The sequence below is a fragment of the Variovorax sp. MHTC-1 genome (genome assembly GCF_003984645.1).
Lineage (GTDB): Bacteria > Pseudomonadota > Gammaproteobacteria > Burkholderiales > Burkholderiaceae_C > Variovorax.
Genome location: NZ_RWKI01000030.1, coordinates 13,350 through 36,576, shown reverse-complemented (window position 1 = coordinate 36,576; position 23,227 = coordinate 13,350). Strand labels below are relative to the sequence as shown.

20 protein-coding genes and 2 pseudogenes are annotated in these 23,227 nt (G+C 66.1%); 16 read left to right on the top strand and 6 right to left on the bottom strand.

Going from position 1 to position 23,227, the window contains the following annotated elements; all coding sequences use genetic code 11:
* Window positions 1–1,365, bottom strand: a pseudogene (locus EJI01_RS26210) (hypothetical protein); the annotation flags it as partial.
* A 125-nt stretch (window positions 1,366–1,490) separates the two neighbouring features.
* Here EJI01_RS26210 and EJI01_RS26205 point away from each other — a divergent pair.
* Genes EJI01_RS26205 through EJI01_RS26190 form a run of 4 tightly spaced genes read left to right on the top strand, consistent with a single transcriptional unit; the run spans window position 1,491 to window position 6,213 of the window.
* Window positions 1,491–2,234: a protein-L-isoaspartate(D-aspartate) O-methyltransferase gene (locus EJI01_RS26205; RefSeq protein WP_185879065.1), complete on the top strand. Its 744-nt coding sequence runs from the start codon at window positions 1,491–1,493 to the stop codon at window positions 2,232–2,234.
* Between the two features lie 7 nt (window positions 2,235–2,241).
* The gene (locus EJI01_RS26200) at window positions 2,242–4,641 is read left to right on the top strand and encodes an SAM-dependent methyltransferase (RefSeq protein ID WP_126840046.1); all 2,400 of its coding nucleotides are present in this window, start codon (window positions 2,242–2,244) and stop codon (window positions 4,639–4,641) included.
* Window positions 4,642–4,653: 12 nt separating this feature from the next.
* Window positions 4,654–5,595, top strand: a complete 942-nt coding sequence (locus EJI01_RS26195; RefSeq protein WP_260602692.1) for an aldo/keto reductase — start codon at window positions 4,654–4,656, stop codon at window positions 5,593–5,595.
* Window positions 5,596–5,604: 9 nt separating this feature from the next.
* Window positions 5,605–6,213, top strand: coding sequence for a DUF6064 family protein (locus EJI01_RS26190; protein ID WP_126840045.1), 609 nt, complete (start codon window positions 5,605–5,607; stop codon window positions 6,211–6,213).
* A gap of 84 nt (window positions 6,214–6,297) precedes the next feature.
* Here the strand turns inward: EJI01_RS26190 and EJI01_RS26185 are convergent, their stop codons facing one another.
* Both EJI01_RS26185 and EJI01_RS26180 read right to left on the bottom strand, forming a co-directional pair.
* A complete protein-coding gene (locus EJI01_RS26185; RefSeq protein WP_126840044.1) occupies window positions 6,298–7,152 on the bottom strand; it encodes a universal stress protein in 855 nt (284 codons plus the stop codon).
* Window positions 7,153–7,161: 9 nt separating this feature from the next.
* Window positions 7,162–8,646: a SulP family inorganic anion transporter gene (locus tag EJI01_RS26180; RefSeq protein ID WP_126840043.1), complete on the bottom strand. Its 1,485-nt coding sequence runs from the start codon at window positions 8,644–8,646 to the stop codon at window positions 7,162–7,164.
* Window positions 8,647–9,014: 368 nt separating this feature from the next.
* Here EJI01_RS26180 and EJI01_RS26175 point away from each other — a divergent pair, with 368 nt between their 5' ends.
* Window positions 9,015–9,593: a putative glycolipid-binding domain-containing protein gene (locus EJI01_RS26175; protein ID WP_185879064.1), complete on the top strand. Its 579-nt coding sequence runs from the start codon at window positions 9,015–9,017 to the stop codon at window positions 9,591–9,593.
* Between the two features lie 167 nt (window positions 9,594–9,760).
* Here the strand turns inward: EJI01_RS26175 and EJI01_RS26170 are convergent, their stop codons facing one another.
* Window positions 9,761–10,051 (bottom strand): DUF1330 domain-containing protein, encoded by a 291-nt coding sequence (locus EJI01_RS26170; protein WP_126840048.1) that lies wholly within the window; start codon window positions 10,049–10,051, stop codon window positions 9,761–9,763.
* A 223-nt stretch (window positions 10,052–10,274) separates the two neighbouring features.
* Between EJI01_RS26170 and EJI01_RS29735 the strand changes: the two genes are divergently transcribed.
* The 7 genes and pseudogenes from EJI01_RS29735 to EJI01_RS26130 all read left to right on the top strand — a co-directional run.
* Complete coding sequence (locus tag EJI01_RS29735; protein ID WP_126840041.1) at window positions 10,275–10,550, top strand: WGxxGxxG family protein; 276 nt, start codon at window positions 10,275–10,277, stop codon at window positions 10,548–10,550.
* Window positions 10,551–10,765: 215 nt separating this feature from the next.
* Window positions 10,766–11,920, top strand: a complete 1,155-nt coding sequence (locus tag EJI01_RS26160; protein WP_126840040.1) for a zinc-dependent alcohol dehydrogenase — start codon at window positions 10,766–10,768, stop codon at window positions 11,918–11,920.
* A gap of 13 nt (window positions 11,921–11,933) precedes the next feature.
* On the top strand, window positions 11,934–12,416 hold the full coding sequence (locus EJI01_RS26155; protein ID WP_126840039.1) for a hypothetical protein: 483 nt from the start codon (window positions 11,934–11,936) through the stop codon (window positions 12,414–12,416).
* A 200-nt stretch (window positions 12,417–12,616) separates the two neighbouring features.
* On the top strand, window positions 12,617–13,654 hold the full coding sequence (locus EJI01_RS26150) for a VWA domain-containing protein (protein WP_126840038.1): 1,038 nt from the start codon (window positions 12,617–12,619) through the stop codon (window positions 13,652–13,654).
* 119 nt (window positions 13,655–13,773) lie between these two features.
* On the top strand, window positions 13,774–14,619 hold the full coding sequence (locus EJI01_RS26145; RefSeq protein WP_126840037.1) for a hypothetical protein: 846 nt from the start codon (window positions 13,774–13,776) through the stop codon (window positions 14,617–14,619).
* 122 nt (window positions 14,620–14,741) lie between these two features.
* The gene (locus EJI01_RS26140; protein WP_221885718.1) at window positions 14,742–15,842 is read left to right on the top strand and encodes a glycoside hydrolase family 99-like domain-containing protein; all 1,101 of its coding nucleotides are present in this window, start codon (window positions 14,742–14,744) and stop codon (window positions 15,840–15,842) included.
* Window positions 15,843–16,081: 239 nt separating this feature from the next.
* Window positions 16,082–16,231 (top strand): annotated as a pseudogene (locus tag EJI01_RS26130) (transposase domain-containing protein); the annotation flags it as partial.
* Window positions 16,232–16,346: 115 nt separating this feature from the next.
* Here the strand turns inward: EJI01_RS26130 and EJI01_RS26125 are convergent.
* Window positions 16,347–17,330 (bottom strand): LysR family transcriptional regulator, encoded by a 984-nt coding sequence (locus tag EJI01_RS26125; protein WP_126840035.1) that lies wholly within the window; start codon window positions 17,328–17,330, stop codon window positions 16,347–16,349.
* A gap of 118 nt (window positions 17,331–17,448) precedes the next feature.
* Here EJI01_RS26125 and EJI01_RS26120 point away from each other — a divergent pair, with 118 nt between their 5' ends.
* The 3 genes from EJI01_RS26120 to EJI01_RS26110 are packed head-to-tail and all read left to right on the top strand — an operon-like array spanning window position 17,449 to window position 21,605.
* Window positions 17,449–18,426 (top strand): Bug family tripartite tricarboxylate transporter substrate binding protein, encoded by a 978-nt coding sequence (locus EJI01_RS26120; RefSeq protein WP_126840034.1) that lies wholly within the window; start codon window positions 17,449–17,451, stop codon window positions 18,424–18,426.
* A gap of 33 nt (window positions 18,427–18,459) precedes the next feature.
* Window positions 18,460–19,344: an alpha/beta fold hydrolase gene (locus EJI01_RS26115; protein WP_126840033.1), complete on the top strand. Its 885-nt coding sequence runs from the start codon at window positions 18,460–18,462 to the stop codon at window positions 19,342–19,344.
* 53 nt (window positions 19,345–19,397) lie between these two features.
* Window positions 19,398–21,605, top strand: coding sequence for a DUF6351 family protein (locus EJI01_RS26110; RefSeq protein ID WP_126840032.1), 2,208 nt, complete (start codon window positions 19,398–19,400; stop codon window positions 21,603–21,605).
* Window positions 21,606–22,057: 452 nt separating this feature from the next.
* Here EJI01_RS26110 and EJI01_RS26105 read toward each other — a convergent pair whose 3' ends face one another.
* Window positions 22,058–22,855, bottom strand: coding sequence for an alpha/beta hydrolase (locus EJI01_RS26105; RefSeq protein WP_126840031.1), 798 nt, complete (start codon window positions 22,853–22,855; stop codon window positions 22,058–22,060).
* Window positions 22,856–23,017: 162 nt separating this feature from the next.
* Here EJI01_RS26105 and EJI01_RS26100 point away from each other — a divergent pair, with 162 nt between their 5' ends.
* A complete protein-coding gene (locus tag EJI01_RS26100; RefSeq protein ID WP_126840030.1) occupies window positions 23,018–23,200 on the top strand; it encodes a hypothetical protein in 183 nt (60 codons plus the stop codon).
* Window positions 23,201–23,227: the final 27 nt, after the last annotated feature.

Genomic DNA, 23,227 nt, shown 5'->3' with positions numbered 1-23,227 from the left:
GTTGATCACCGGCCCGGGCGAGCCGCCACCGGCCGAGAGCACTGTGCCGTCGGGCAGCAGCAGCGCGCTCGAGTGGTAGAGGCGGGGCTTCGTCGCCTCGGCGCCGGTGGTCCACTGGCCGGTGGCCGGGTCCCAGATCATGGCGCTGAAGGCGGTGTTGACCAGCTCGTTGAAGGTGCCCGAGCCGCCGGTGACCAGCACCTTGCCGTCCGCCATGACGGTCGCGCTGGACCAGATGCGGTTGGAGCCGGGCCCGGGGATGGAGGTCACGACGGGGGTGGCGCCATTGAAGTCCACCACCATCGCGCTGCCGTCCTCGGCGATCAGCAGGATCTTGCCGCGGTCGAACATGGCCCAGGGCATGGACCAGTTCGCCGACTTGGGCAGCGTGCCGATCTGCAGGATGAAGGGGGCCTCGGTGTTCATGCTGAACAGCTTGTTGCCGCTGGTCACGAGCACGCGCCCATTGGGCGCCAGCGCGGCGCGCGGATAGAACCAGTCGGCCGGCCAGTCCTGCATGTTGAGGGTCTGCCAGCCGAGCGTGGGCCGGTAGATTTCGGGCACGCCGGAGCCGGCGCCGTTGGCGTCGATGCCGGCCAGGACGAGCTGGCGCCCATCGGCCAGCGGCACCAGCGTGCCGTACCAGCGCGCATAGGCCATCGGCGGCCCCGGCGAGATGGTGGCAGCGGCCGGGTCGTACAGGTTGACGTCGCGCACGCCCCCGTTGACCTGGTTCGGCGTCACCCCGCGCGTGTCGCCGCCGGCCAGCAGCACCAGCCCGGAGGGCAGCGTGGACTGGGCGGTACAGAAGAGATCGGTGCGCGTGCTGTGCTGCAGCAGGCTGTGGGCGTTGGTGGCGGGCGTCCACACGTCGTAGTAGAGCTGGGCCCCCTGGGCGCCGCTCGGGTCGGTGCCGTAGCTCATGACCTTGCCGTCGGGCGTCAGCACCGCGTGGATGGCGTTGATCGGCCAGCTGATCGGGGCGGCCCATTGGCCGCCGGCGCTGGGCGCCACCGGGGCTGCTGCCGCTTGCGCGTCAGCGGTGGTGGGCTGACCCGGCGCACCCTGGCCGCGGTCGATGGGCGCGGCGCGATCACGCTCCAGCTGCCGCAACTGGGCGATGTCGTCCAGCGACCTGACGGCCTTGCTGATGAGCGACGATGAAGACGGCGGCTTGGGCTCCGCGCCGGCGGCGGGCGCAGGCGCCGGTGCTGGCGCCGGCGGATTGCCGGCACCGGTGGGCGTACCGGCCATGCCGGTGCCAGCGCTGTCGCCACCGCCACCGCAGGCGGTGATCACAAACGGGGCGCACAAGGCGATCCATGTGATGCCCGAAACGCGTGGATCCGGCTGCACTTTCTGCATAGCTGGGCCCCCTGGGGTGTGAACTTAAGTTTATACAGCGTTCGCAACCGCAGGCAAAGATCGTTCCTCCTTGTTTTTGTGGAGGGGTGGACCGCGCTCATGCGCAGGGCCATGATCTGCAGACGATGGCCGCACTTACCGCCCGCCTCGTTGTCGTTGCCGCCGCGCTCCTGTGGGCCATGACAGGAGCCGGAGCCGCCGCGGCCGACGAGTTCGCGGCCGAGCGCGAGCGCATGGTTCAGCAGATCGCATCGAATGCGCGCGAGACCCGCGCCGACACCGGCAGACGCACCTTCGACGCGCGCGTGATGGAGGTCATGGCGAAGGTGCCGCGGCATGCCTTCGTTCCCGCCGACCAGCTTCCCTACGCCTACCAGAACCGGCCGCTGCCGATCGGCCACGGCCAGACCATCTCGCAGCCCTACATCGTGGCCTTGATGACCGACCTGGCGCGCGCAGAAGCCGGCCACAAGGTGCTCGAGGTCGGCACCGGCTCCGGCTATCAGGCCGCGGTGATGGCGCAGCTGGCGGGCGCGGTCTACAGCATCGAGATCGTCGAGCCGCTCGGGCTCGCGGCCAGGCAGCGGCTGCAGGCGCTGGGCTATCGCAACGTCGAGGTGCGCCTGGGCGACGGCTACCACGGGTGGGAAGAACACGCGCCCTTCGACGCCATCCTCGTCACTGCGGCCGCCAGCCACATTCCGCCGCCGCTCATCCGCCAGCTCAAGCCGGGCGGGCGGATGGTGATCCCGGTGGGCGCGGCCTTCATGGTCCAGCAGCTGATGCTGGTCGAGAAGAACGCGGATGGGACGGTCTCGACGCGGCAGATCCTCCCGGTGGCCTTTGTCCCGCTGACCGGCAAGCGCTGAGCCGGCGATGACCGCGACACGCGCGCCGCTCTTCGCCGTGGCGCTGATCTCGGCCGCCGCGCTGGCCTACGAGATCGTGCTGATGCGGCTGTTCTCGATCATGCTGTGGCATCACTTCGCCTACATGATCATCAGCCTCGCCCTGCTGGGCTGGGGCGCTAGCGGCGCCGTACTGACCTTGGCGCAGCACGCGGTGCAACGGCGTTTCGCGCCGCTGTTCTGCGCATCGGCTGCGGCCTTCGGGGCCGGCGCCGTCGGCTGCTTCCTGCTCGCGCAGCGCGTGCCCTTCAATCCGCTGGAGCTGCTCTGGGACCCGCGCCAGCCCGCCTACCTGCTGGCGGTCTTTCTTTTGCTGCTGCTGCCCTTCCTGTGCGCCGGCGCCTGCGTGTGCATGGCCCTGTCGCACTTTCGCGGAAAGCTGGCGCGCATCTACAGCTTCGACATCCTCGGCGCGGGGGCCGGCAGCCTGGGCGTGGTGGCCCTGCTCTTCGTGCTCTCGCCGGCCGAGGCCTTGAAGCTGATCGGCTCGCTGGGATTCATCGCCGCGGCGGTGGCATGGCTCGAATGCGGCGGCCGCGGGCGCTGGCCCGCCCTGCTGTCGATGCTGTTCGCCCTCCTGCCCTTGCTGCTGCCCTCGGCGTGGCTCGCGCCCGCCATGTCGCCGTACAAGGAGCTGCCGCAGACCCTGCGCATTCCCGAAGCCCGCGTGATCGAGGAGCGATCGAGCCCGCTCGGCCTGGTCAGCGTGCTCGAGAGCCCGCGCGTTCCGTTGCGCCACGCGCCGGGCTTAAGCCTCAACGCAAGCGCCGAACCGCCGCCGCAGCTCGCGGTCTTCGTCGACGGCGAGGGTCTCAACGCGCTGACCCGCTTCGACGGCCGGCGCGTGAGCCTGGTCCATCTCGACCAGATCAGCTCGGCACTGCCCTACCACCTGTTGCGCCATCCGCGCGTGCTGGTGCTGGGCGCCGGCGCCGGGGCCGACGTGCTGCAGGCCCACTACCACGGCGCGAGCCGGATCGATGCGGTGGAGCTCAATCCCCAGGTCGTCGACCTGGTGCGCAGCCGATTCGCGGACCATGCGGGCGGCCTCTACCCGCACATCGCGCGCGTGCACGTGGCCGAAGCGCGCGGCTTCGTCGCTGCCAGCGACGAGCGCTACGACCTGATCCAGGTGGCGCTGCTCGATTCCTTCAGCGCGTCCTCGGCCGGCCTCTACGCGCTGGCCGAGAACCATCTCTACACGGTCGAAGCGCTGCAGGAGCAGCTGCAGCACCTGCGGCCCGACGGCCTGCTCGCGATCACGCGCTGGGTCACGCTGCCGCCGCGCGATGCGCTGAAGCTCTTTGCCGCCGCGGTGACGGCGCTGGAGCGATCGGGCGTTGCCGATCCCGCATCGCAGCTCGCGCTGATCCGCAGCTGGAAGACCGTGACGCTGCTGGTGAAGAACGGCGCCTTCGGCAGCGAGGACATCGCGGCGATCAAGGCCTTCTGCGTCGCGCGCTCCTTCGACCTGGGCTTCCATCCCGGCATGCGTGCGGAGGAGGCGAACCGCTACAACGTGGTCGAAGGTCCCGACCTGTTCGACGGCGCGACGGCGCTGCTCGGTCCGGGCCGGGACGCGTACATCGAGAACTACAAGTTCCACATCGCGCCGGCCACCGACGACAAGCCGCACTTCTTCCACTTCTTCAAGTGGCGCTCGCTGCCCGAGCTGCTGTCGCTCAAGGAGCAAGGCGGCCTGCCGCTTCTGGAGTGGGGCTATCCGGTGCTCGTGGCGACGCTGGTCCAGGCGGCGCTCGCGAGCCTGCTGCTCATCGGCCTGCCGCTGGCCTGGGCCGGCATGCGGCAGAAAGACCAGCGCATGCCGCCGATTGCCGGATCGCGCGGCCGCGTGCTCGTCTACTTCATGGCGATCGGCTTCGGCTTCATGTTCATCGAGATCGCATTCATCCAGAAGTTCGTCCTGTTCCTGAGTCATCCGCTCTACGCGGTGGCGGTGGTGCTGTTCGCCTTTCTGCTGTTCGCCGGCATCGGCAGCCGCGTCGCCGCGCGTGCACTGCCGGTGCCCGCGGTGGCCGGCGCCATCGCGCTCGCTGCAGCGCTGTGCCTGCTGCTGCTTCCGGTGCTCTTCCGCCACGCGATGGGCTGGCCGGACGCCGCGCGCATCCTGCTCGCGGTCGCGCTGATCGCGCCGCTGGCCTTCTTCATGGGCATGCCCTTCCCGCTCGGCCTGGCGCGCGTGGAGGCCGCCGACGCCCGGCTCATCCCCTGGGCCTGGGGCATCAACGGCTGCGCGTCGGTCACCGGCGCGGTGCTGGCCACGCTGCTCGCGATCCATCTCGGCTTCACTGCCGTGGTGCTGGCTGCGCTCGCGCTCTACGGGCTTGCGGCTCTGGCGCGTCCTTGACACCATGGGGGCATGCCGACCGGCCATCGCCAGGCTTCGATGCGCCGCGAGTTCCTGAAGAAGGGGCTCGCGGTGCTGATCCCGTCCACGCTGTGGCCGGGGCTCGGCCGTGGCCAGACGACGCCGGCCCCTGCAACACGGCCGATCCCCTCGACCGGCGAGCAACTGCCGGTGGTCGGGCTGGGCAGCTGGATCACCTTCAACGTCGGCACCGACCGCGCAGCGCGCGATGCCTGCACCGAGGTCATGCGCGCCTTCTTCGAAGCCGGCGGACGCATGATCGATTCGTCGCCGATGTACGGTTCGTCGCAGAGCGTCATCGGCGAAGGCCTGGCCCGCATCGGCAGCGCCGCGCGCGTCTTCGCGGCCGACAAGGTCTGGATCGGCTCGGGCGCGCGCGGCCCGGGGCAGATCGAGGAGTCGCGCCGCCTGTGGAAGGTGTCGCGCTTCGATCTGCTGCAAGTCCACAACCTGCTCGCCTGGGAGGAGCACCTGCCGGCGCTGCTCGCGATGAAGGCGGCCGGGCGGCTGCGCTATGTCGGCATCACCACTTCGGAAGGCCGGCGCCACCGCGAGATCGAATCGATCATGCGAAGCCAGCCTATCGACTTCGTCCAGATCAGCTACAACCTGCTCGACCGCGAGGTCGAAGAGCGCATCCTGCCGCTGGCGCGCGAGCGCGGCATCGCCGTCATCGCCAACCGGCCCTTCCGCCAGGGTGCGCTGCTGCGCGGGCTGCAGCGCCACCCGCTGCCGCCATGGGCGGCAGAGATCGGCTGCGACGGCTGGGCGCAGTTCGCGCTCAAGTTCATCGTCTCGCATCCGGCCGTGACCTGCGCCATTCCGGCCACCAGCAGCGTGGCGCACGTGCGGCAGAACATGGGCGCGGCACTCGGCCGCCAGCCCGACGCGGCGATGCGCCGGCGCATGGCTGCGCACGTCGAGGCGTTATAGGGCCCCTAGATGTCCGAGTGGTGGAGCTACCGGCCGTCGGATTTCCTGCTGTTCTCGGCGCGCACCTACCACCGGCTCTTCGAGCTCTACAACGCCGAGCTCTGGCCTGCGCATCTGCTAGCCCTGGTGATCGGGTTGACGGTGCTGTACACAGCGCTGCAAGGCGGGGCGCAGGCGGCGCGGGTGGCCTGCCTGCTGCTCGCGGCCTGCTGGCTGTGGGTGGCCTGGGCCTTTCATCTGCAGCGCTATGCCGCCATCAACTGGGCCGCGACCTGGTTCGCCGCGGCTTTCGCGATCGAGGGCGGGCTGTTGTTCCTGTGCGGCGTGTTCGGCGCACGCCTTCACATCCCGGCGCAGCGCGGCTTGCGTGGCCAGCTCGGGCTCGGCCTGCTCGTCTTTGCGCTCGTCGTCCAGCCCTGGCTCGGCCTGCTGCTCTTCGGCAGGCCGTGGCGCGAGGCCGAGCTTTTCGGCATGGCGCCGGACCCGACCGCGCTCGCGACACTGGGCCTGCTGCTCCTCCTGCGTCCGCTCGCACCGTTCGCATGGATGCTGTGGCCGATCCCGCTGCTGTGGTGCCTGGTCGGCGCAACGACGCAGTGGACGCTTGCGGGGGGTTAGGCGCCGGCGATTTGCAAACCGCAGAGCAGAACTCTGCTGGTTTCGGTGACCATGGTCGGTGCTCTAGAGGAAACACTGCGTTGTTCAACGAATGACGAGCACTGGCACCGGGCTCGTTCGCAGGAGCGTCGTCGTGGTGCTTCCGACAATGAGATGCCGGATTCTCGAGTGCCCGTACGCCCCCATGACAAGCAGGTCGACCGGGATGGTGGCTAGGTATTCCGGCAGCGCCGTCTCAGGCTCTCCAGCCAGAACCAGCGTTGCAACTTCGAGTCCCGCCGCAGCGAGTTGATCGCGTGCCCGACTGAGCTGGGCACGAGTGCTGGCTGTCTCGTCCCCGACCGTGACGATCGTGCAGTGAAGTCCACGCAACAGCGGACTTCCTGCCACCGCGTCGACAATGCGTTGGCCGGTCGCGCTGCCATCGAATGCGATGGCGAACCGCCCAGGCGCCTTGTACTCCTCTGATGCCACCAGCACCGGGCGCTTCGCTGCCCGGATGACACGCTCAACGTTGTGGTCCAGATGGAGGATTCCCGCTGAGTCTCCACGGCGGTGCTGGCCCAGTACGAAAAGGCGCGTCACAGGCTCCAGGTCTTCGATGGCTTCGACCAGGCTGCCGTGGCGCTGACGGCTTTCCACCTGCGCGAGCCCGGCTTCCTTCGAGCGTTGCACAAGCCCGGCAAGCAGTTCGCGGCCGTGCTGCTGCGCGAGAACGCTGCGCCTCTCGTCGAGGGCGCTGAGTTCCTCCAGCAGCGATTCCCGGGTACCCAGGCCGATGCTGCCGCTCAAGTCGGAGGCAGGCGCCCGCTCGGGATGCCGGTCGAGCACGTGCAGAAACTCGAGAGGAATCTCAAGACGCCGAGCGGCCCACGCGGCGTGGTCGCTGACGCTGACCGTGTAGGCCGCGCCATCCACACAAGCAATCACTTTGTTCATGTCGTCTCCTTAGTGGCCCATCAGCCGCTCGACGGCATCAGGCTTGTCGTGAACCGCGAATTTGTCGACCAGCGTCGCGCTGGCCTCGTTCAACCCGACAACCTCCACGGCTGCGCCCTCGCGCCGAAACTTCATCACGACTGTGTCGAGAGCGTTCACGGCGGTGATGTCCCAGAAGTGAGCCCGGCTGACATCGATCCTCACGCGCTGCAGGACTTCCTTGAAGTCGAAGCTCGACGTGAACGCACCTGCGGAAGCGAAGAACACCTGGCCCACGACGGAGTAAGCGCGGGCGTTGCCCTCTTCTGCTGTCTCGCTGGAAACGCGCAACACGCGTCCAACCTTGTGCGCAAAGAAGATGCCGCTGAGCAATACGCCCACAAACACGCCCTTGGCCAGGTCATGCGTGGCAACCACCACAGCGACCGTGGCCACCATCACGATGCTGGAGCTCGGCGGGTGCTTGCGCAGGTTCTTCAACGACTCCCAGCTGAAGGTCCCGATGGACACCATCACCATGACCGCGACCAACGCAGCCATGGGAATCTGCTTCACCCACCGGCCAAGGAACACGACCAGGATGAGCAGGAATACGCCGGCGACCAGTGCGGACAGCCGCCCGCGCCCGCCGGATTTCACATTGATGACCGACTGGCCAATCATGGCGCAGCCCGCCATGCCGCCGAGGAAGCCGGACGCGATGTTGGCAATGCCCTGGCCTGCGCACTCGCGGTTCTTGTTGCTCGGCGTATCGGTCAGGTCGTCGACGATGGAGGCGGTCATCATCGACTCGAGCAGGCCGACGACCGCGAGCGTGAGCGAATACGGAAGGATGATGCGCAGCGTCTCCAGATTGAGCGGCACCTCCGGCAAGAGGAAGACGGGCAAGCTGTCCGGCAGCTGGCCCATGTCGCCAACGGTCCGAATGTCCAACTTCAATACCATCGCCACCGCCGTGAGCACGACGATGCACACCAGCGGAGAGGGCACCGCCTTCGTCACCAGCGGGAGGAGATAAATGATGGCCAACCCAGCGGCGACCATGGGGTAGACGACCCAGCTCACGCCGATGAGCTCGGGCAACTGGGCCATGAAGATGAGGATCGCCAACGCATTGACGAAGCCAGTGACGACGGAGCGCGAGACGAAGCGCATCAAGGCGCCAAGCCTCAGCCACCCTGCGAGGATTTGAAGCAAGCCGGTCAGCACGGTCGCAGCCAAGAGGTACTGCAGCCCGTGGTCCTTGACCAGCGTCACCATGACGAGCGCCATGGCACCCGTGGCGGCGGAAATCATTCCGGGGCGTCCACCCGCGAAGGCAATGACGACGGCGATGCAGAACGATGCGTAGAGACTCACCTTGGGGTCTACGCCGGCGATGATGGAAAAGGCGATGGCCTCGGGAATGAGGGCGAGCGCCACGACGGCACCGGCGAGCACATCGCCACGAATATTGGATAGCCAGTCCTGGTGCAAGGACGTCTTGAAGTTCATGCTGAAAAAGAGAATGCGGCGGCCGCGCAGTGGCGGCGCTCGACGACAACGACAGGCGCGGGTGCGCCACTGATGCTCGCGGGAGCGGGTTGTCTAGATACCTATGGCGGGGTAACCGAGCAGAAATACCCGAGCGGCAGCGTGCTCACCGGAGAGAGCTCCGGCCGGAGTTGGACATTGCGACCAAGTTGCTGCATGGCGCCATTGTACGAACCAGGCCCCAGCGCCGCCAAGGTTGCCGAGCAGCAACCTCCCCCCGTTCAACATCTGGAAACCGGAGCCCTTCGCGCTTGGGTCGCATAGCTCGGCGTTTGCGGCTGCACCATCGTCGCGATATGCTGGTTGCGGATCAACCTTGCAGGATGCGGATGACTGTCGATATGTGTCGAACGGTTTGCTGGCGGCCGATCTGGAACAAGGCCCGTGAAGGCCTGGGGCTGGAGCACCTTCTCATCGCGAATCGCGTGGCCGACAGCATCGTCCTCGCCTTCGAGGAAGACAACACTCCATTCCGGCTCAGCTATCGCCTCACCTGGGACGATTCGTGGCGGCTCCGCAGCGCCGGGCTGGCCGTGGCAATGAACGAATCCACCCGATCGCTGAGCCTGAGGACGGACGGCAAAGGCCGTTGGCAGCACGAGGACGGCAGGCCCATTGACGAGTTGGATGGCTGCATCGATATCGACATCTGGCCAACGCCTTTCACCAACAGCTTCCCGATTCGTCGCGAGCCCATGGCTGTCGGTGAGCGCCGCGAGTTCCGCATGGCTTGGATCTTTGCACCGGCGCTGACGGTGCACGTCCAGCCGCAAGGCTACACGCGGCTGTCAGACCAGCGCTACCTCTTCGAGAACCTGGATGGCAGCGGCTTTCGGGCAGAACTTCTGGTTGACGAAGACGGTATTGTTCTGGACTACCCGGATTTCTTCGAGCGAGTCCGGCCGTAGGCACCGCGGGCTCAGTGGCGCGAGGCCCGCATCACTGCAGAGCCTCCTGACGCATGACGGTGGCCATCGAAGCCGCCAAAGCCCCGGTCGCCGACACCGCGCCAGCCACCGACGCGGGTATCTCGCCAATGGTCGGCTGCTTCCGCACCCGCCTGACCCGGGGCGACTCAGACCCCTTCGATGATCCGTAGATCCCGTTCGGCACCGTCGCCTAGCGCGGCAAGCGCGGCTTGATAGTCGGGGCTGTCATGCACGGCTGTCGCCTGCTCGACGCTGTCGAACTCGATCAAGACGGTGCGTTGGGGCAAACCGTACTCGTAGACCTTGGCGGGCAGGCCGCGCGCCAGAAAGCGCCCGCCGCCGGCAGCGATCGCCGGGCCGGCCAGCTTCGCGTAGGCCGCAAGTTTGTCGGCGTCCTTGACGGCGCGGTACACGCTGACCCAATAGGCTTTAGCCATGGTGATTTCTCTCTGTTGCTGAGCGAACAATATAGCTTGCTCCTGCTCGTGGCTCGCTCGCTTCGGGCACTCGCGTGGTTGGGCAAATGAGCTGTGCGGCATTGCCAGCGCAGACGTGGCGTCATGTCCCACAACGACCGGCGTGTCCGGACCGGATCGTCCCTGCTGTGCGGGAACGCACTGCCGCGGGAACGACTTCCGCGGTGCCCATAGGAGACCTGCGATGACGACTGAGACGAAGACGAGAACTTGCCACGCCGCAGCCGCGGCCCTGGTGCTGGGGCTTGTATGCGCGCTACCCGCGGCAGCGCAAGGTACTGCGGGCACCGGGACCGCGAACGCGCAGAGCGCCCCTGGCTCCCTGAGTGCACCGGTCGGCGGCGATCGAGACTGGGACTGGGGTTGGCTCGGACTGATCGGTCTGCTCGGCCTTGCCGGCCTGAGAGGCCGTCGCGACGACAGGGGCGATGTCGGCGGTACGCGCACGGGCTCGCGGTAGCTCGAGACAACTGCATGCGCGCTCTTTTCCTGATCGCGCTGCGCCGAAGCTGCCTACACGTGCCCGCCGGGACAAGACGGAAAGTGCGAGATCGCGGCCTTCAGGCCTCTCGCCCAACCTCTTGATGAAAGGATCCTCATGTTCTCTCGCAACAAGCGCCTTCGAGTGGGCGAAGTTCGGCAAGAAATGCGGCAAGACGCGTCGAAGGGACCAAGATGCTCGCCATGAACTACCGGGGCCCGTACCGCGTGCGCGCCGCCTACAAGCCCGACCCCGTGATCGAGCATCCCAACGATGCCATCGTGCAGGTGCTGCGCTCCTGCATCTGCGGCTCGGACCTGCATCTCTACCACGGGCTCGTGCCGGACACCCGCGTCGGAACGACCTTCGGCCACGAGTTCGTCGGCACCGTGGTGGACATCGGCAGCTCGGTGCAGAACCTGAAAGTCGGGGACCGGGTGCTGGTGCCCTTCAACATCTTCTGCGGCACCTGCTTCTTCTGCCAGCGCGAGCTGTACGGGAACTGCCACAACACCAACCCGGAGGCGACGGCCGTCGGCGCTATCTACGGCTATTCGCACACCGCGGGCGGCTACGACGGCGGCCAGGCGCAGTTCGTGCGCGTGCCGATGGCCGACGTCGGACCGACGCGCATCCCGGACTCCCTGCTGCTCGAGGATGCGGTGATGCTGACCGACGCCTATCCGACCGGCTACCAGGCCGCGGAAATGGGCGATATCGGTGAAGGCGACACCGTCGTTATCTTCGGCGCCGGGCCGATCGGCATCTTCGCGGCCAAGTCGGCGTGGCTGCTCGGTGCGGGGCGCGTGATCGTCGTGGACCACATCGAGTACCGGCTGGAATTCGTCGAGCGCTTCGCGCAGTGCGAGACCATCGACTTCAAGTCGGTAGAGGACATGGCCATCCACATCAAGAAGATGACCGACGGCCTCGGCGCCGACGTCTGCATCGACTGCGTGGGCTGCGAGGCAGCGGGCAGCGCGCTGCAGTGGCTCACCGGCGTGAAGCTCAAGATGCAGGCCGGCTCCGCCACCGCGCTGCACTGGGCCATCAACTCGGCGCGCAAGGGCGGCGTGGTGTCGATCGTCGGCGTGTACGGTCCCACGTTCAACGCCGTGCCCATCGGCAACGCGATCAACAAGGGGCTGACCTTGCGCATGAACCAGGCAAGCGTGAAGCGCCACCTGCCGCGGCTCATCGAGCACATCGAAGCCGGGCGCATCGCGCCGCACGAGATCATCACGCACCGCATGCCGCTGGAGGAGGTGGCCGATGCCTACCACCTGTTCTCGAGCAAGCTCGACGGCTGCATCAAGACGGTGCTGGTGCCGCCGGGCGTCACCGCCTGAACCGGGAGCTGCCATGGATACGCCGAGCAAGTACGCACACATCGTCGGGTGGGGCGCCGACCTCGACCACGCCAACCGCCCCGCCTATCCGAAGGAGCGCACGCCGCCCCGTCTCGAGGGCGTGCACTGGGACCAGCCGGAGCAGCAGGCCGAGCGGATGGAGGTGTTCTGCTCCACCGAGCGGCCGGGTATCACGCCGGTCTTCGGCGCGACCTGCCCGCCGCGCTGGCTGAGCGGAAGGATGCGCCGCTTCGCCTTTCGCTACAGCGAGAACGACCTGCGCCACTGGCTGCTGCTGCTCGCTGCCGACCGAGTGGATGTCGGCGAAGGCCTGATCGACGATCTCTCGCGCGGGCGCGTCCCGAACTTGTACGCGGAGATGGGCGGCGCCGCGGAGCTCAAGCACAACCCGATGGGTGCGGCCCGCAAGGCCCTTGTCGTTGCCGCCGTCGTGGGCCTGGTGTACCTGCGCCTGCGAAGACGTCGACGCCTCTGATCCTATCGACTGAGCTGTCCCCGTGGCGGCATTCGTCCGCGCAAGCGCGTGCAGGCATCGGCCTCGTCGAAGGGCAGGCGCCGCAAGCTCGTCTACCGGCTGCATGGCAAGCACTTGACGGTTGCGAAATGAACCCGTCGCAGGCACGATGTTGCTGCACTCCGAGTTCCGGGTGCCGAGTCGCACGGGAACCGCCACCGATGTTCTTCCTCTGGCCCGAGTACCTCTGGTTCCTGCTGGCGCTTGCGCTGCTGCCGGCGGTGTATGTCTGGCTCCTGAACCGCCCGGGCAAGTCAGCCTTGCGCTACAGCAGCCTGGGCATCGTGCGCGAGGCGGCGGCCGGCCGCCAGTGGCGACGGCACCTGCCCCCCGCGCTGCTCCTGCTGGCCTGCTCGGGGTTGCTGATCGCCGCGGCGCGTCCCGTGGCGCGGGTCCCGCTGCCATGGACACGGGCATCGATCATCCTGGCCATGGACGTGTCGCTCAGCATGCGGGTCGCCGACGTCAAGCCGACCCGGCTGGTGGCCGCGCAGGAAGCGGCCAAGCTGTTCCTGCGGGACCTGCCCAAGCAGATCGAAGTGGGGCTCGTCACGTTCGCCGGCAGCAGCCAGGTCACCCAGCGCGCGACGCTGGACCGCGCGTCCGTGATCGCGGGCATCGACGGCTTCCAGATGCAGATGGGCACGGCGGTGGGCAATGCCATCGTGCTGTGCCTGGCAGAGCTGTTTCCGGACCACGGCATCGAGCTCGGCGACATGAACATCGGCAGCAAGCCGCACGGGCGCAGCCTGGACGACAAGGCGAAGCCGCAGCCCTTGCCTTTCACGCCGGTGGCGCCGGGCTCGTACGATTCCGCCGCGATCATCCTGCTGAGCGATGGCCGTCGAACCACCGGCGTCGATACGCTGGCCGCGGCGAAGATGGCCGCCGATCGCGGCGTCCGCATCTACGTGGTGGGGCTGGGGACGGTGGACGGCGACGCTTCAACTCCGGACGGCATGGCCATCTACATGAAGCTGGACGAGCCGACTCTTCGCGAAGTGGCGCGCATGACGGGCGGCGAGTACTACCATGCAGGCACGGCGGAGAAGCTGCGCAGCGTCTACGAGAACCTCGGCTCTCGCGTGCAGGTGCTGACACGAGAAACCGAGCTCACCGGTATGCTGGCGCTAATCTGCGCATTGGTTGCGATGACGGCGGCAACGCTTTCGCTGCTCTGGTTCGGGCGAATCGCCTGAGCGCCACCCGACGACCTGTGGCTGCTCGGTCGCCTGCTCCCCACTGAAAGGAACAGGGGTCCGTGTCACATTATGGATTTGTACATCTGGAATACGGCAGCAAGCACCGTGGGCGATCCATGGAGGTGCTTCGCAAATTCCGGGCGGCACTCGACGGGAAGGACGCGCAGGTTTCGCTGGTCATCGTCGACAACGCCAAGACGGATGGGGACGAGCGTTACAGCGGCGAAGGCTTCGTAGACGAACCGGTGGTCGCCGGAGACAACTCCAACCGCGAGTTCTCAGGTTGGGACCAGGGCGCCCGCACCCTGGTCGCGCGACGCGGCGAGCCCGACATCTGGGTCTTTACCAACGACACCGTTGCTTCGCACCACGGGTGGAGCGATCAGAGGGCAGCGCGCTTTGGCGCCGGGCTCAGGCGGCTGGAAAACCATCTCGGGCCCTGGCTCTTCGGCGAGGTCACCCACTTCCCGCATTCCATGATTACCCCGCTGGGGCCCTCCATAAGATTCGTCCCGACCTACTGCTTCGCGATGAACCACGTCCTGCACCAGGGGCTCGGGGAGCTCTCTCCAGGCAACGCGCTGCTCGATTCCCTGGTTCACGACCACTTCGAGCCTGCCCATCGCATCTTCCGCGACCATGTGGATCCGGGCTATGTCGACTTCGTTCTGGCGTGGCTGATCGCAGATGACAGCGACCCTCGACGAAAAAGCAGGTTCGGCTGGGCGTTCGAATGGCACAACAAGCGCCCTCTCAATGCCTTCACCTTCGACGACTTGCGAATGAAGGCGCGCTGCTGCCTGTCCGAAACCATGCTCAGCGTGCGTGCGCGGAAGCTCGGGGCGGACTTCTGTTCCCCGTACGACGCGTGGAGCGCAAGAGACCGAATCCGCAAGGCCGCGGAGTACGTCCAGGATAAGTTCTGGGAGAAGCATCTTTTGCGAAAGCTGCGACAAGGCTGACGCGGCGACACCACGACGCGACCTCTTCCAGTCCTACACGTTGAAGAGGCAGGATGCCTATACGAAATATCCTGCAGATCGCGACGCTGACGGCTGCCAAAAAAAACGGACCTCAAGAATTTGTGACCAAGCCACAGCTGCTGGCATTCCTGTTGCCGCAATTCCACCGCATCCCGGAGAACGACCGCTGGTGGGGCGAAGGCTTCACCGAGTGGACGAACGTCAGAAAGGCGCGATCGAGCTTCCGCGGTCATCGTCAGCCGCGGGTTCCGCTGGACGGCCGCTACTACGACCTGTTGGATTCCGACACGCAGGACTGGCAGGCCGAGCTCGCCAAGGCGCATGGACTGGGCGGCTTCTGCTACTACCACTATTGGTTCGCCGGCCGCCAGTTGCTGCAAAGGCCGGTCGATTCGATTCTGCGAAGGCGCGCGCCCGACTTCCCATTCTGTCTCGCGTGGGCCAACGAACCCTGGACACGTACCTGGGATGGGGGCGATCGCGACGTCCTGATGCCGCAGGCCTATGGCGGCAAGGGCGATTGGGAGGCGCACTTCCGATACCTCGAGAAGGCGTTTCGAGATCCACGCTACATCCGGGTCGACGACTGCCCGGTGCTCCTCATCTACCGGACCGCCAGCATCGCCGAGTGCGAGGACATGCTGGATTGCTGGCGAAACCTGGCGGTGCAAAGCGGCTTCGCAGGGCTGCACGTCGTGAGCATGCTGACCGTGTTCGGCCGCGATGCGCGCAGCCATCTCTTCGATGCCTATGTGGAGTTCGAGCCCTTCTACACGCTCGCGCACCTGCCCGTCCGCCTGAGGATCCACGAGAAGCTCGCGAACGGCGCCAATCGGCTGTGCTGGAAGTATCTTGGAAGGGGCCCCTACGCGCCTCGGAGCAGGGACTACCGATCGATGTGGCGCGAGATTGCCAATCGTCCCCTTCCTTCCGGCCACTACCCCGGAGCGTTCGTCGACTGGGACAACAGTCCGCGCAGGCGGTTGGACACGAGCCTGGTCATGCGCAACGTGGACCTCTCCGCATTCCGGACCGGCCTCTCCGACCTCTACGAAAAAGCCGGTCGCAACGACACCCGCTTCATCTTCATCAATGCGTGGAATGAATGGGCGGAGGGCACCTACCTGGAACCGGACGAGGACCTCGGCACGGCCTATCTGGACGCCATCAAATCCGTGGTCGGCCGCGAGGGCGGCGCATGAGTCGCCGAATCGTTGCGCCTGGCTGATGCGCCCAGCGACGGTCCGCTCGCCATGAAGACCATCTCTTACGGTGTGCTCATCCTGAACGAGCAGGGTCAGCTCCTGCTGGCGCACGCCACGGGGCAGAAGCATTGGGACATCCCGAAGGGTGGCGGTCCGGGAGGAGACGGGCATCGACCTCGCCGCGAGTTCGATGGAGGAGCTCGGACGCATGCCCTACCTTCCCCGAAAGGACCTGCAGCCTGGTGCACTCCGCTCGCATCAACGGGCACGATCCGTACGCGTATCTCAAGGACGTTCTCGAGAGGTTGCCGACGCATTCGGCGAGCAGGATCGACGAGTTGCTCCCTCATCGCTGGCGCCTCGATCCCCGCGCCGCCGCTGCATGAAGATCGGTGCCGCCAATGCCGATGCCTCATCGTTGACTAACGGCTGAATGGCTTGAGGTATCTCCGGCAAGGGTGCGGTTTATTGACCGCTTAGGCTCGCTTTAGCGACCCTGTGTCAGTTCCGTCCAGCATGTCGCTGGCGAGTAGGGCGGACTGCCCGCCCTGCGGAGCTCGAACGACTCTGAAGGTAGGCACTCAGCTGCTCGGCGGCTTCGGACAGCAGTGCAGACGGACGAAGCAGCCCCAGCGGTGCCAGCGGCCGTGCTGGCCCAACCGCGATTTCGTGCAGCTCGCCGGCTTCGAGCATGGGCCGCGCGAAGTTGACTGGCATGAATGCCAGCAGCTCTTCGTGCCGAAGTAGCCAAGAAACCATCGTTGGCGAGCGCGTGATCACCGAGTGCGTGCGTGGCGGATTGGGGAACGAGCGCGTCAGCTCGTCGAAGCGTTCTCGCGCTGGCGTGCCTGAAGGGAACAGTAGCCAGGTCTGTTCTGCGAGCACCTCAGCGCTAGCCCGCCGCCTACCTTCAAGCCGATGACCTGCACTACACAGCACCGCGAACCGGTCTTCGAGCAAAGGGACGAACAACCAGCCCTCGGGAATCACGGCCGGCCGTCGACAAGCAACCAAATCAGCCTCGCCGCGCGCAACCGCCAGCAGCTGATCGTCTCCCTCTGCCTCCGTCAGATGCACGGCGATATCGGGGTGGACCTTCCCGAACTCCGATAGGGTACCAACGAGCAGGCCATGGCTCGCCGAAACAGACGCGACGAGTCGAACCAGGCGCAGACCCCGACGCTGTCGGGCCGCAATGACTTCAGCGGTCTCGGACAGCGCGAGCAGCACGTTGCGCGCCACGGGCAAGAGACCCTCGCAGGCCGGCGTCGGCCGCACGCCCCGCGCATGCCTGTCGAAAAGATGCGTGTCGATCAAGCGTTCCAGGTATGCAAGGGTTTGAGTGACCGACGACTGGGTCAGCCCTATCGCATCGGCAGCTCGCTGGACGCTTCCCAGCTCCGCCACCTTCAGCAGCACTTGAAGATGTCGGAACTTCCCGCGCGCCATCAGGTGGTTGAGCAGGAAGGTGGCTGAGTGGTCCAAGATATCGGACAGTCTAATACATCACGCCAAAATTTAATTGGCGGCCGATAGCTCTTCGCAGCAAGATTCTTCCTACACGAAGTGCCACCGAGCCTTCGCCACCCGGAGACAACGTGCCATGAAGACCCTCTTGCGTCTTATCGCAGCGGCTGCTTTTGCCAGCTTGGTTGGAGCAAGCGCCGTTCACGCGCAGTCGCATGACTGGCCCACGCGACCGGTGCGCATCATCGTTCCCGCACCTCCCGGCGGGGGTTACGACAACACCATCCGCCCGCTGGCCCAGGATCTGGCGCTGCAGCTCAAGCAGCCGGTAGTGATTGAGAACAAGCCGGGTGCGGGCAACATCATCGGCACCCAGGCCGGGGCCACCGCACTGCCCGACGGCTACACGCTGACGATGACCGGCATGCTCAACACGATCGCGCAAGGCATCTACGAGCGCGTCCCCTTCGACATCGTGAGCGACTTTGCTCACATCGCCGCCATAGGCGCCGGCGAGCAATGGCTCGTGGTCAACAGTCAAGCCGGGATTTCCTCGTTCACGGATCTGATCGCGCAAGCCAATCGCGAGCCCGGCAAGATCAGCTACGCGACCTCCGGGCAGGGCTCGACCGGGCACCTGCTCATGGAGTTGCTGCAGCGCTCCACCGGAACGACGCTGACCCACATCCCCTACAAGGGCGGTGCGCCTGCCTTGCAAGACGTGCTCGGGGGGATCGTCCCCGTAACGGTCATCCCGCAGAGCGGTGCCTTGCAGCACGTCCAGTCCGGCAAGCTGAAGGTTCTAGCCGTGTCAAGTGCACACCGCAGCAAGGACCTTCCGCTGGTGCCGACGTTCGAGGAGCTGGGCCACAAGCAGCTCACCGTCACTTCGTGGGTCGGCCTGTCGGCACCGAAAGGCACGCCGCCGGCGATCGTCAGCAAACTCAGCGCCGCCGTCCGGGCCAGCTTGGCCAAGCCCGAGGTGGTGGCAAAGATAGAGGCGCAGGGCCTGACGCCCATGGTCTCGACGCCGGACCAATACAGCCAGCTCGTAAAAGGCGATACCGAACGCTGGGGCCAGCTCACGCGCAGCTTGAAACTCAAGGCCAACTAGTTACCCCAGGTCCGCAGACACCGAACGACGACCATGCCTTTCCTGACGTCCGCAGGTCGGCGGATCTACTACGAGCGCCACGGCACCGGCCCAGCGATCCTTTTCCTGCACGGTGCCGGATCCAACGCCGCCACGTGGTGGCAGCAGCTGCCGGTCTTCTCGAGCCGCTACAGCTGCCTGACGATGGACATCCGGTGCTTCGGGCGGTCGGTTGCACCGACTAGTGAGTTCGACCTGGGCTTGATGGCCGACGACGTTCTGGCCCTGCTCGACGCAGAACGAGTCCATCAAGCAGTCGTTATCGGCCAGTCTCTCGGCGGAATGATCGGCCTTCGGGTCGCCTTACGACACCCGAAGCGCGTCGCCGGCTTCGTCGCCTGCGACAGTTCGATGGCAATCGACCATCCGGCCCTGCTGGAGCTTGTCTCGAAGCGGCTGCATTCGGCGCGCGCCCTCAGCATCGAGCAGCGGTCGCTCGGCAAGTGGTTTGTCGAACAGCATCCGCCGCTCGCCGCGCTCTATGCCCAGATAAATCACTTCAATCCGAGCGCACAAGCGATTCCCGCCGAGCAGTGGCAGGATGCGCTGGCATCACTTCTCGCGCCAGCTGCTTTGACGCCGGTCGACGCCTTGCGCGAGCTTGCTTGCCCGACCTTGTTCTTGGTGGGCAGCGAAGATCCCCTCGTGCCCGCAAGCGTCATGCACGAATGCTCGGGCCTTGTGCCTGACAGCGCTGTTGTCGTTATCGAACAGGCCGGGCACTCCGCGTATTTCGAGAAGCCGCAGGAGTTCAATCGCCTCGTCATCGAGTTCATCGCTGGACGCGTCGAACTCGCCAGCGATCGCGCGCCGACCTTGTTTCAACCCGGCCTGACGGCCGCGGCGTCAGCCGCGCAGATCAGGGATCGAGTCCAGTAGCACGGCGTGCCGATCCTGCTCTCGCAGCCTTGCATTCCACATCAGGAGACATCATGACCCGGACCCACCGCCAGCTGCCCCTGCTGGCCCTTGCTGCAGCGTGTGTGGCCATGACAGCCTGCGGAGGAGGCGGTGGCGAAACCACGACTGCTCCAGCGGCGCCCCTTGACATCAAGGTGCTCTCCTCGAGGTCGGAACTCGTGAGTGGCGGAAGCGCACTTGTCGAAGTGCCTCTGCCATCCGGAGTCGCGGCGTCGCAAGTGAAGCTCTTGCGAGGGTCGACCGACGTGACCAGCGTACTTAGCCCATCTGGCACCACGGCGCTGCGTGGCGTCGTCACCGGCTTGCCCGAAGGCTCCACGGAGCTTCGCGCCGTGGACGCAGCCGGCGCTGTCCTCGCGACGGTCACTGTCAAGAATGGACCGATCACGGGGCCCATCTTCTCCGGACCGCACCAGCGTCCGTGGATCTGTGAGACGGAGACATCCGGCCTGGGCCCAGCCCCCGCAACCGGGCCGTGCCAAGTCGCCTCGCGCACCGACTGGTATTACAAGAACACAGCCGGTAGCTTCCTTGTGCTGCCCGGCCTGACAGGCAGCTTGCCGACTGACCTCGCAAAGACGACCACCATCGACGGCATCTCTGTGGACTTCATCGTGCGCATCGAGTCCGGGACGATCAACGAATCCATTTACCGAATTGCGATCCTCGACGATCCGAAGAACCCCATAGCGAACCCGTGGTCGGCAGGCGGCAAGAAGCCCGGCGCTGGCTGGAACGGCAAGCTCTTCTATCACTACCTGGGCGGCGCAGCGCCAGGGTATCGGTCGGGGAGCAACTCGATCACTTCTGCCCTGCGCCAAGGTGACAGCATCATCACGACAGATGATCCACTGTCGCTCGGCTTTGCGGTGGCGTTCGGCACCCGCAATACCTTCGGTGTCGGCCAAGACGATGTGGTGTCCACCGAAACGACCGCGATGATCAAGGAGCATTTCATCAAGAACTTCGGGCTGCCGAAGTTCACGATCGGGTCGGGGTCCTCGGGCGGATCGATGCAGGTCCAACTTATCGCCCAGAACTACCCGGGGCTCCTGGACGCAATCGTCGCCGTGCGGAGCTTCCCCGACCAGGTCTCGATCACCAAGGACGTGCTCGACTGCGGCCTGATCACCAACTACGTCAATTCGATCGGCGGCACGGCGACGCTAGCGATGAACAAGATTTCCGCCATCGACGGCTATCCCGTCAATGGGAGCACGACGACGTGCTTCTCTTTCAACTGGCAGAACTTCGCAAACGTCTGGCAGAACCCTTCCAACTCATCGTTCGACAGCAGCGTACCGGTGGCGCTCCGCTACAACGCGCTCACCAATCTAACCGGTGCGCGCGGCGACTATTGGTCCGGCAACGCCAACAGCTTCGGCACGGACCCGCTGACCGGCTTCGCGCGCTCGGCATATGACAACGTAGGTGTCCAGTACGGACTGAAGGCTTTGAACGACGGCGTGATCTCGAAGGCCGAATTCCTCGACCTGAACGAAGAGATCGGCGGGCTGGATACCGACGGGAAGATCGTGGCACGCCGCACAGTGGGCGATCCGGTCGCTGTGGCGGCTGCCTACAAGGCCGGCCGCCTCAACTCCGGCAGGAACTTGACATTGCCTTTGATCGCATACCGCAACTACGTCGACCTCCCCAGGAACATCCACTCCCGCCACCGGACCTTCGCGACTGCCGATCGGCTCGTGAAGGCGAATGGATCGCGGGACAACCTGGTGGTCTGGACGATCGCGGGCAACTCGCCGAGCTCGCCCAATATGATTCGGGAATCGTTGACGACGCTGAACACGTGGCTCGACACCTTGGCCGCTGACACGACCACGCGGACCTACCAGCAGAAGGTCGTCGCCGCAAAGCCGGCGAATGCGAAGGACGCATGTTGGGATGCGGACGGCAGGCGAATCGATGAAGTGCTCTCGTTGACCCCGACATCCGCATGCAACACGCTGTACCCGATCTTTTCCGACCCGCGCATCGTGGCCGGGGAGTCGACAGCGGGAGACATCATGGCCTGCCAGCTCAAACCCATCGCCCTGAGCGACTACGCGGTGACATTCACTCCCAGCGAGTTGGTCCGCCTCGACTCGATCTTCCCGAACGGCGTCTCCGACTGGTCGAAGCCGGGCCTGCATCAATCGATGCCTGATGGGGACTGGTTGACGTTTGGCGCGACCCCGGGCACATGGACCAAGCCTTGAAGCCAGACAGCGGCTGCCGCAACCTTCGCACGAGCACCACAAAATCCCAGATCACGAGTTCCTCGGGCACGATGCCAAATAGTCGGCCCTAAACCACGCCGCACACTGCGTGGGTGGTCGCGAGGCCAGGCGATGCCGATGCTGCAAGCGCGCCAGGCATCAGGTCGGCATCAGTTCCAAGCGGACGATCATGTCAACGCGAGCGCCACCGTCTGCTTGTAGGCAGCCAAAGGTGCCGTGGCTAGATTCGCTTTGGGTCGCTCTCGGTCTTGAGGCCAGCGCCTCAGGCGACCGCATCGGGGCCGCAAGCGGTCGTCGACCTGGTGCCTGGCCCGACGTCAACCTGACTTCCCAGCACGCTTACGCTGCTGCGGACGCTGCGGGCTTCGAGGCCATGCCGCCGGTCGAAGGCTGAAGCGACGGTGAGTTTCCCGCTGTCGCAGGCATAGCGCTCAACGCGCGGGAGCGGCGGCGTCCAGCAAGAAGGCGGTGGCGCTGCGCCACCATGCATCGTCGACACGCCCCGGCCAGTCGTTGTGGCCGGCCGCCTCGATCACGACCAGCCGCTTGGGCTCTGGCAGCGCGTCGTAGAGCGCGCGGCCGAAGCGTGCCGGCACGATGCTGTCGCGCTCGGCGACGGCCACCAGCACCGGACGGCCGAAGGACGCGAGATGCGCGGCGCTGTCGTAGCGATCGCGCAGCAGCCATTTCACCGGCAGCCACGGATAGTGATGGCCCGCGACGCTCTCGAGCCGGTCCCATGGCGTGATCAGCAGCAGGCCCGCCACCTTGTCCCGCCGGCGTGCGGCCGCCGCCGCCGCGACACCCGCGCCCAGCGATTCGCCGATGACGAACAGCGGCGCGCCATGCGCTCGGTGCGCCTGCACGATGCTCTGTTCGGCATCGTCGACCAGATGCGCCTCCCCCATCTCTCCGCCGCGCGGGCCGTAGCCCGGGTACTCGGCGAGGATCACGCGCAGCCCGAGGCCGGCGAGCGCCTCGGCGTAGTAGGCGCGGTGACCGGCATGCCCCGCATTGCCGTGAAAGACGATGACCGTGCCGCGCGCATCGCCCGGCGGCTGCGCCACCAGGCCGCGGAAGTCGTCTGCCGAAGGCCAGGCCTTCAGTCCGTCGGACACCATGTCCGCGACCGTGGCCTTGGCAGGAAAGTAGAGCAGGCGGTCCTGGAACATGGTGACTCCTGCCAGCCCGATCAGGCAGGCCAGGGCGAGCTTCAAGAGCAGATTCATCGGCATCTCGTCGGTCCTCGTGCCGCATGCGAAAGGCACCAGGGTACCAGCGCGTCATGCGCACGTCGCACAAGCGTCATCGCCGGTTCATGGCGATGACATGGCCGCTGCCTAGTCTCGCTCGCGAGCCCATCCCCCGACAACTCCAAAGGAACTCCCTCCATGCACACAGTTGCGAATCTGGCGCGCCTCGCGGGTGCGTTGACCCTGGCCTGCGCGCTCGCAGCCTGCGGCGGCGGCAGCAGCGGCGACGGCTTCAGCGGCACGGCCGCCGGCAGCCAGAAGACCGACCCCACCGCACAGCCTGCGGCGAGCGACAACGCCGACGTGCGCTACGCGCCCTGAGCCCACTACAAAACATTCAGAAGAACC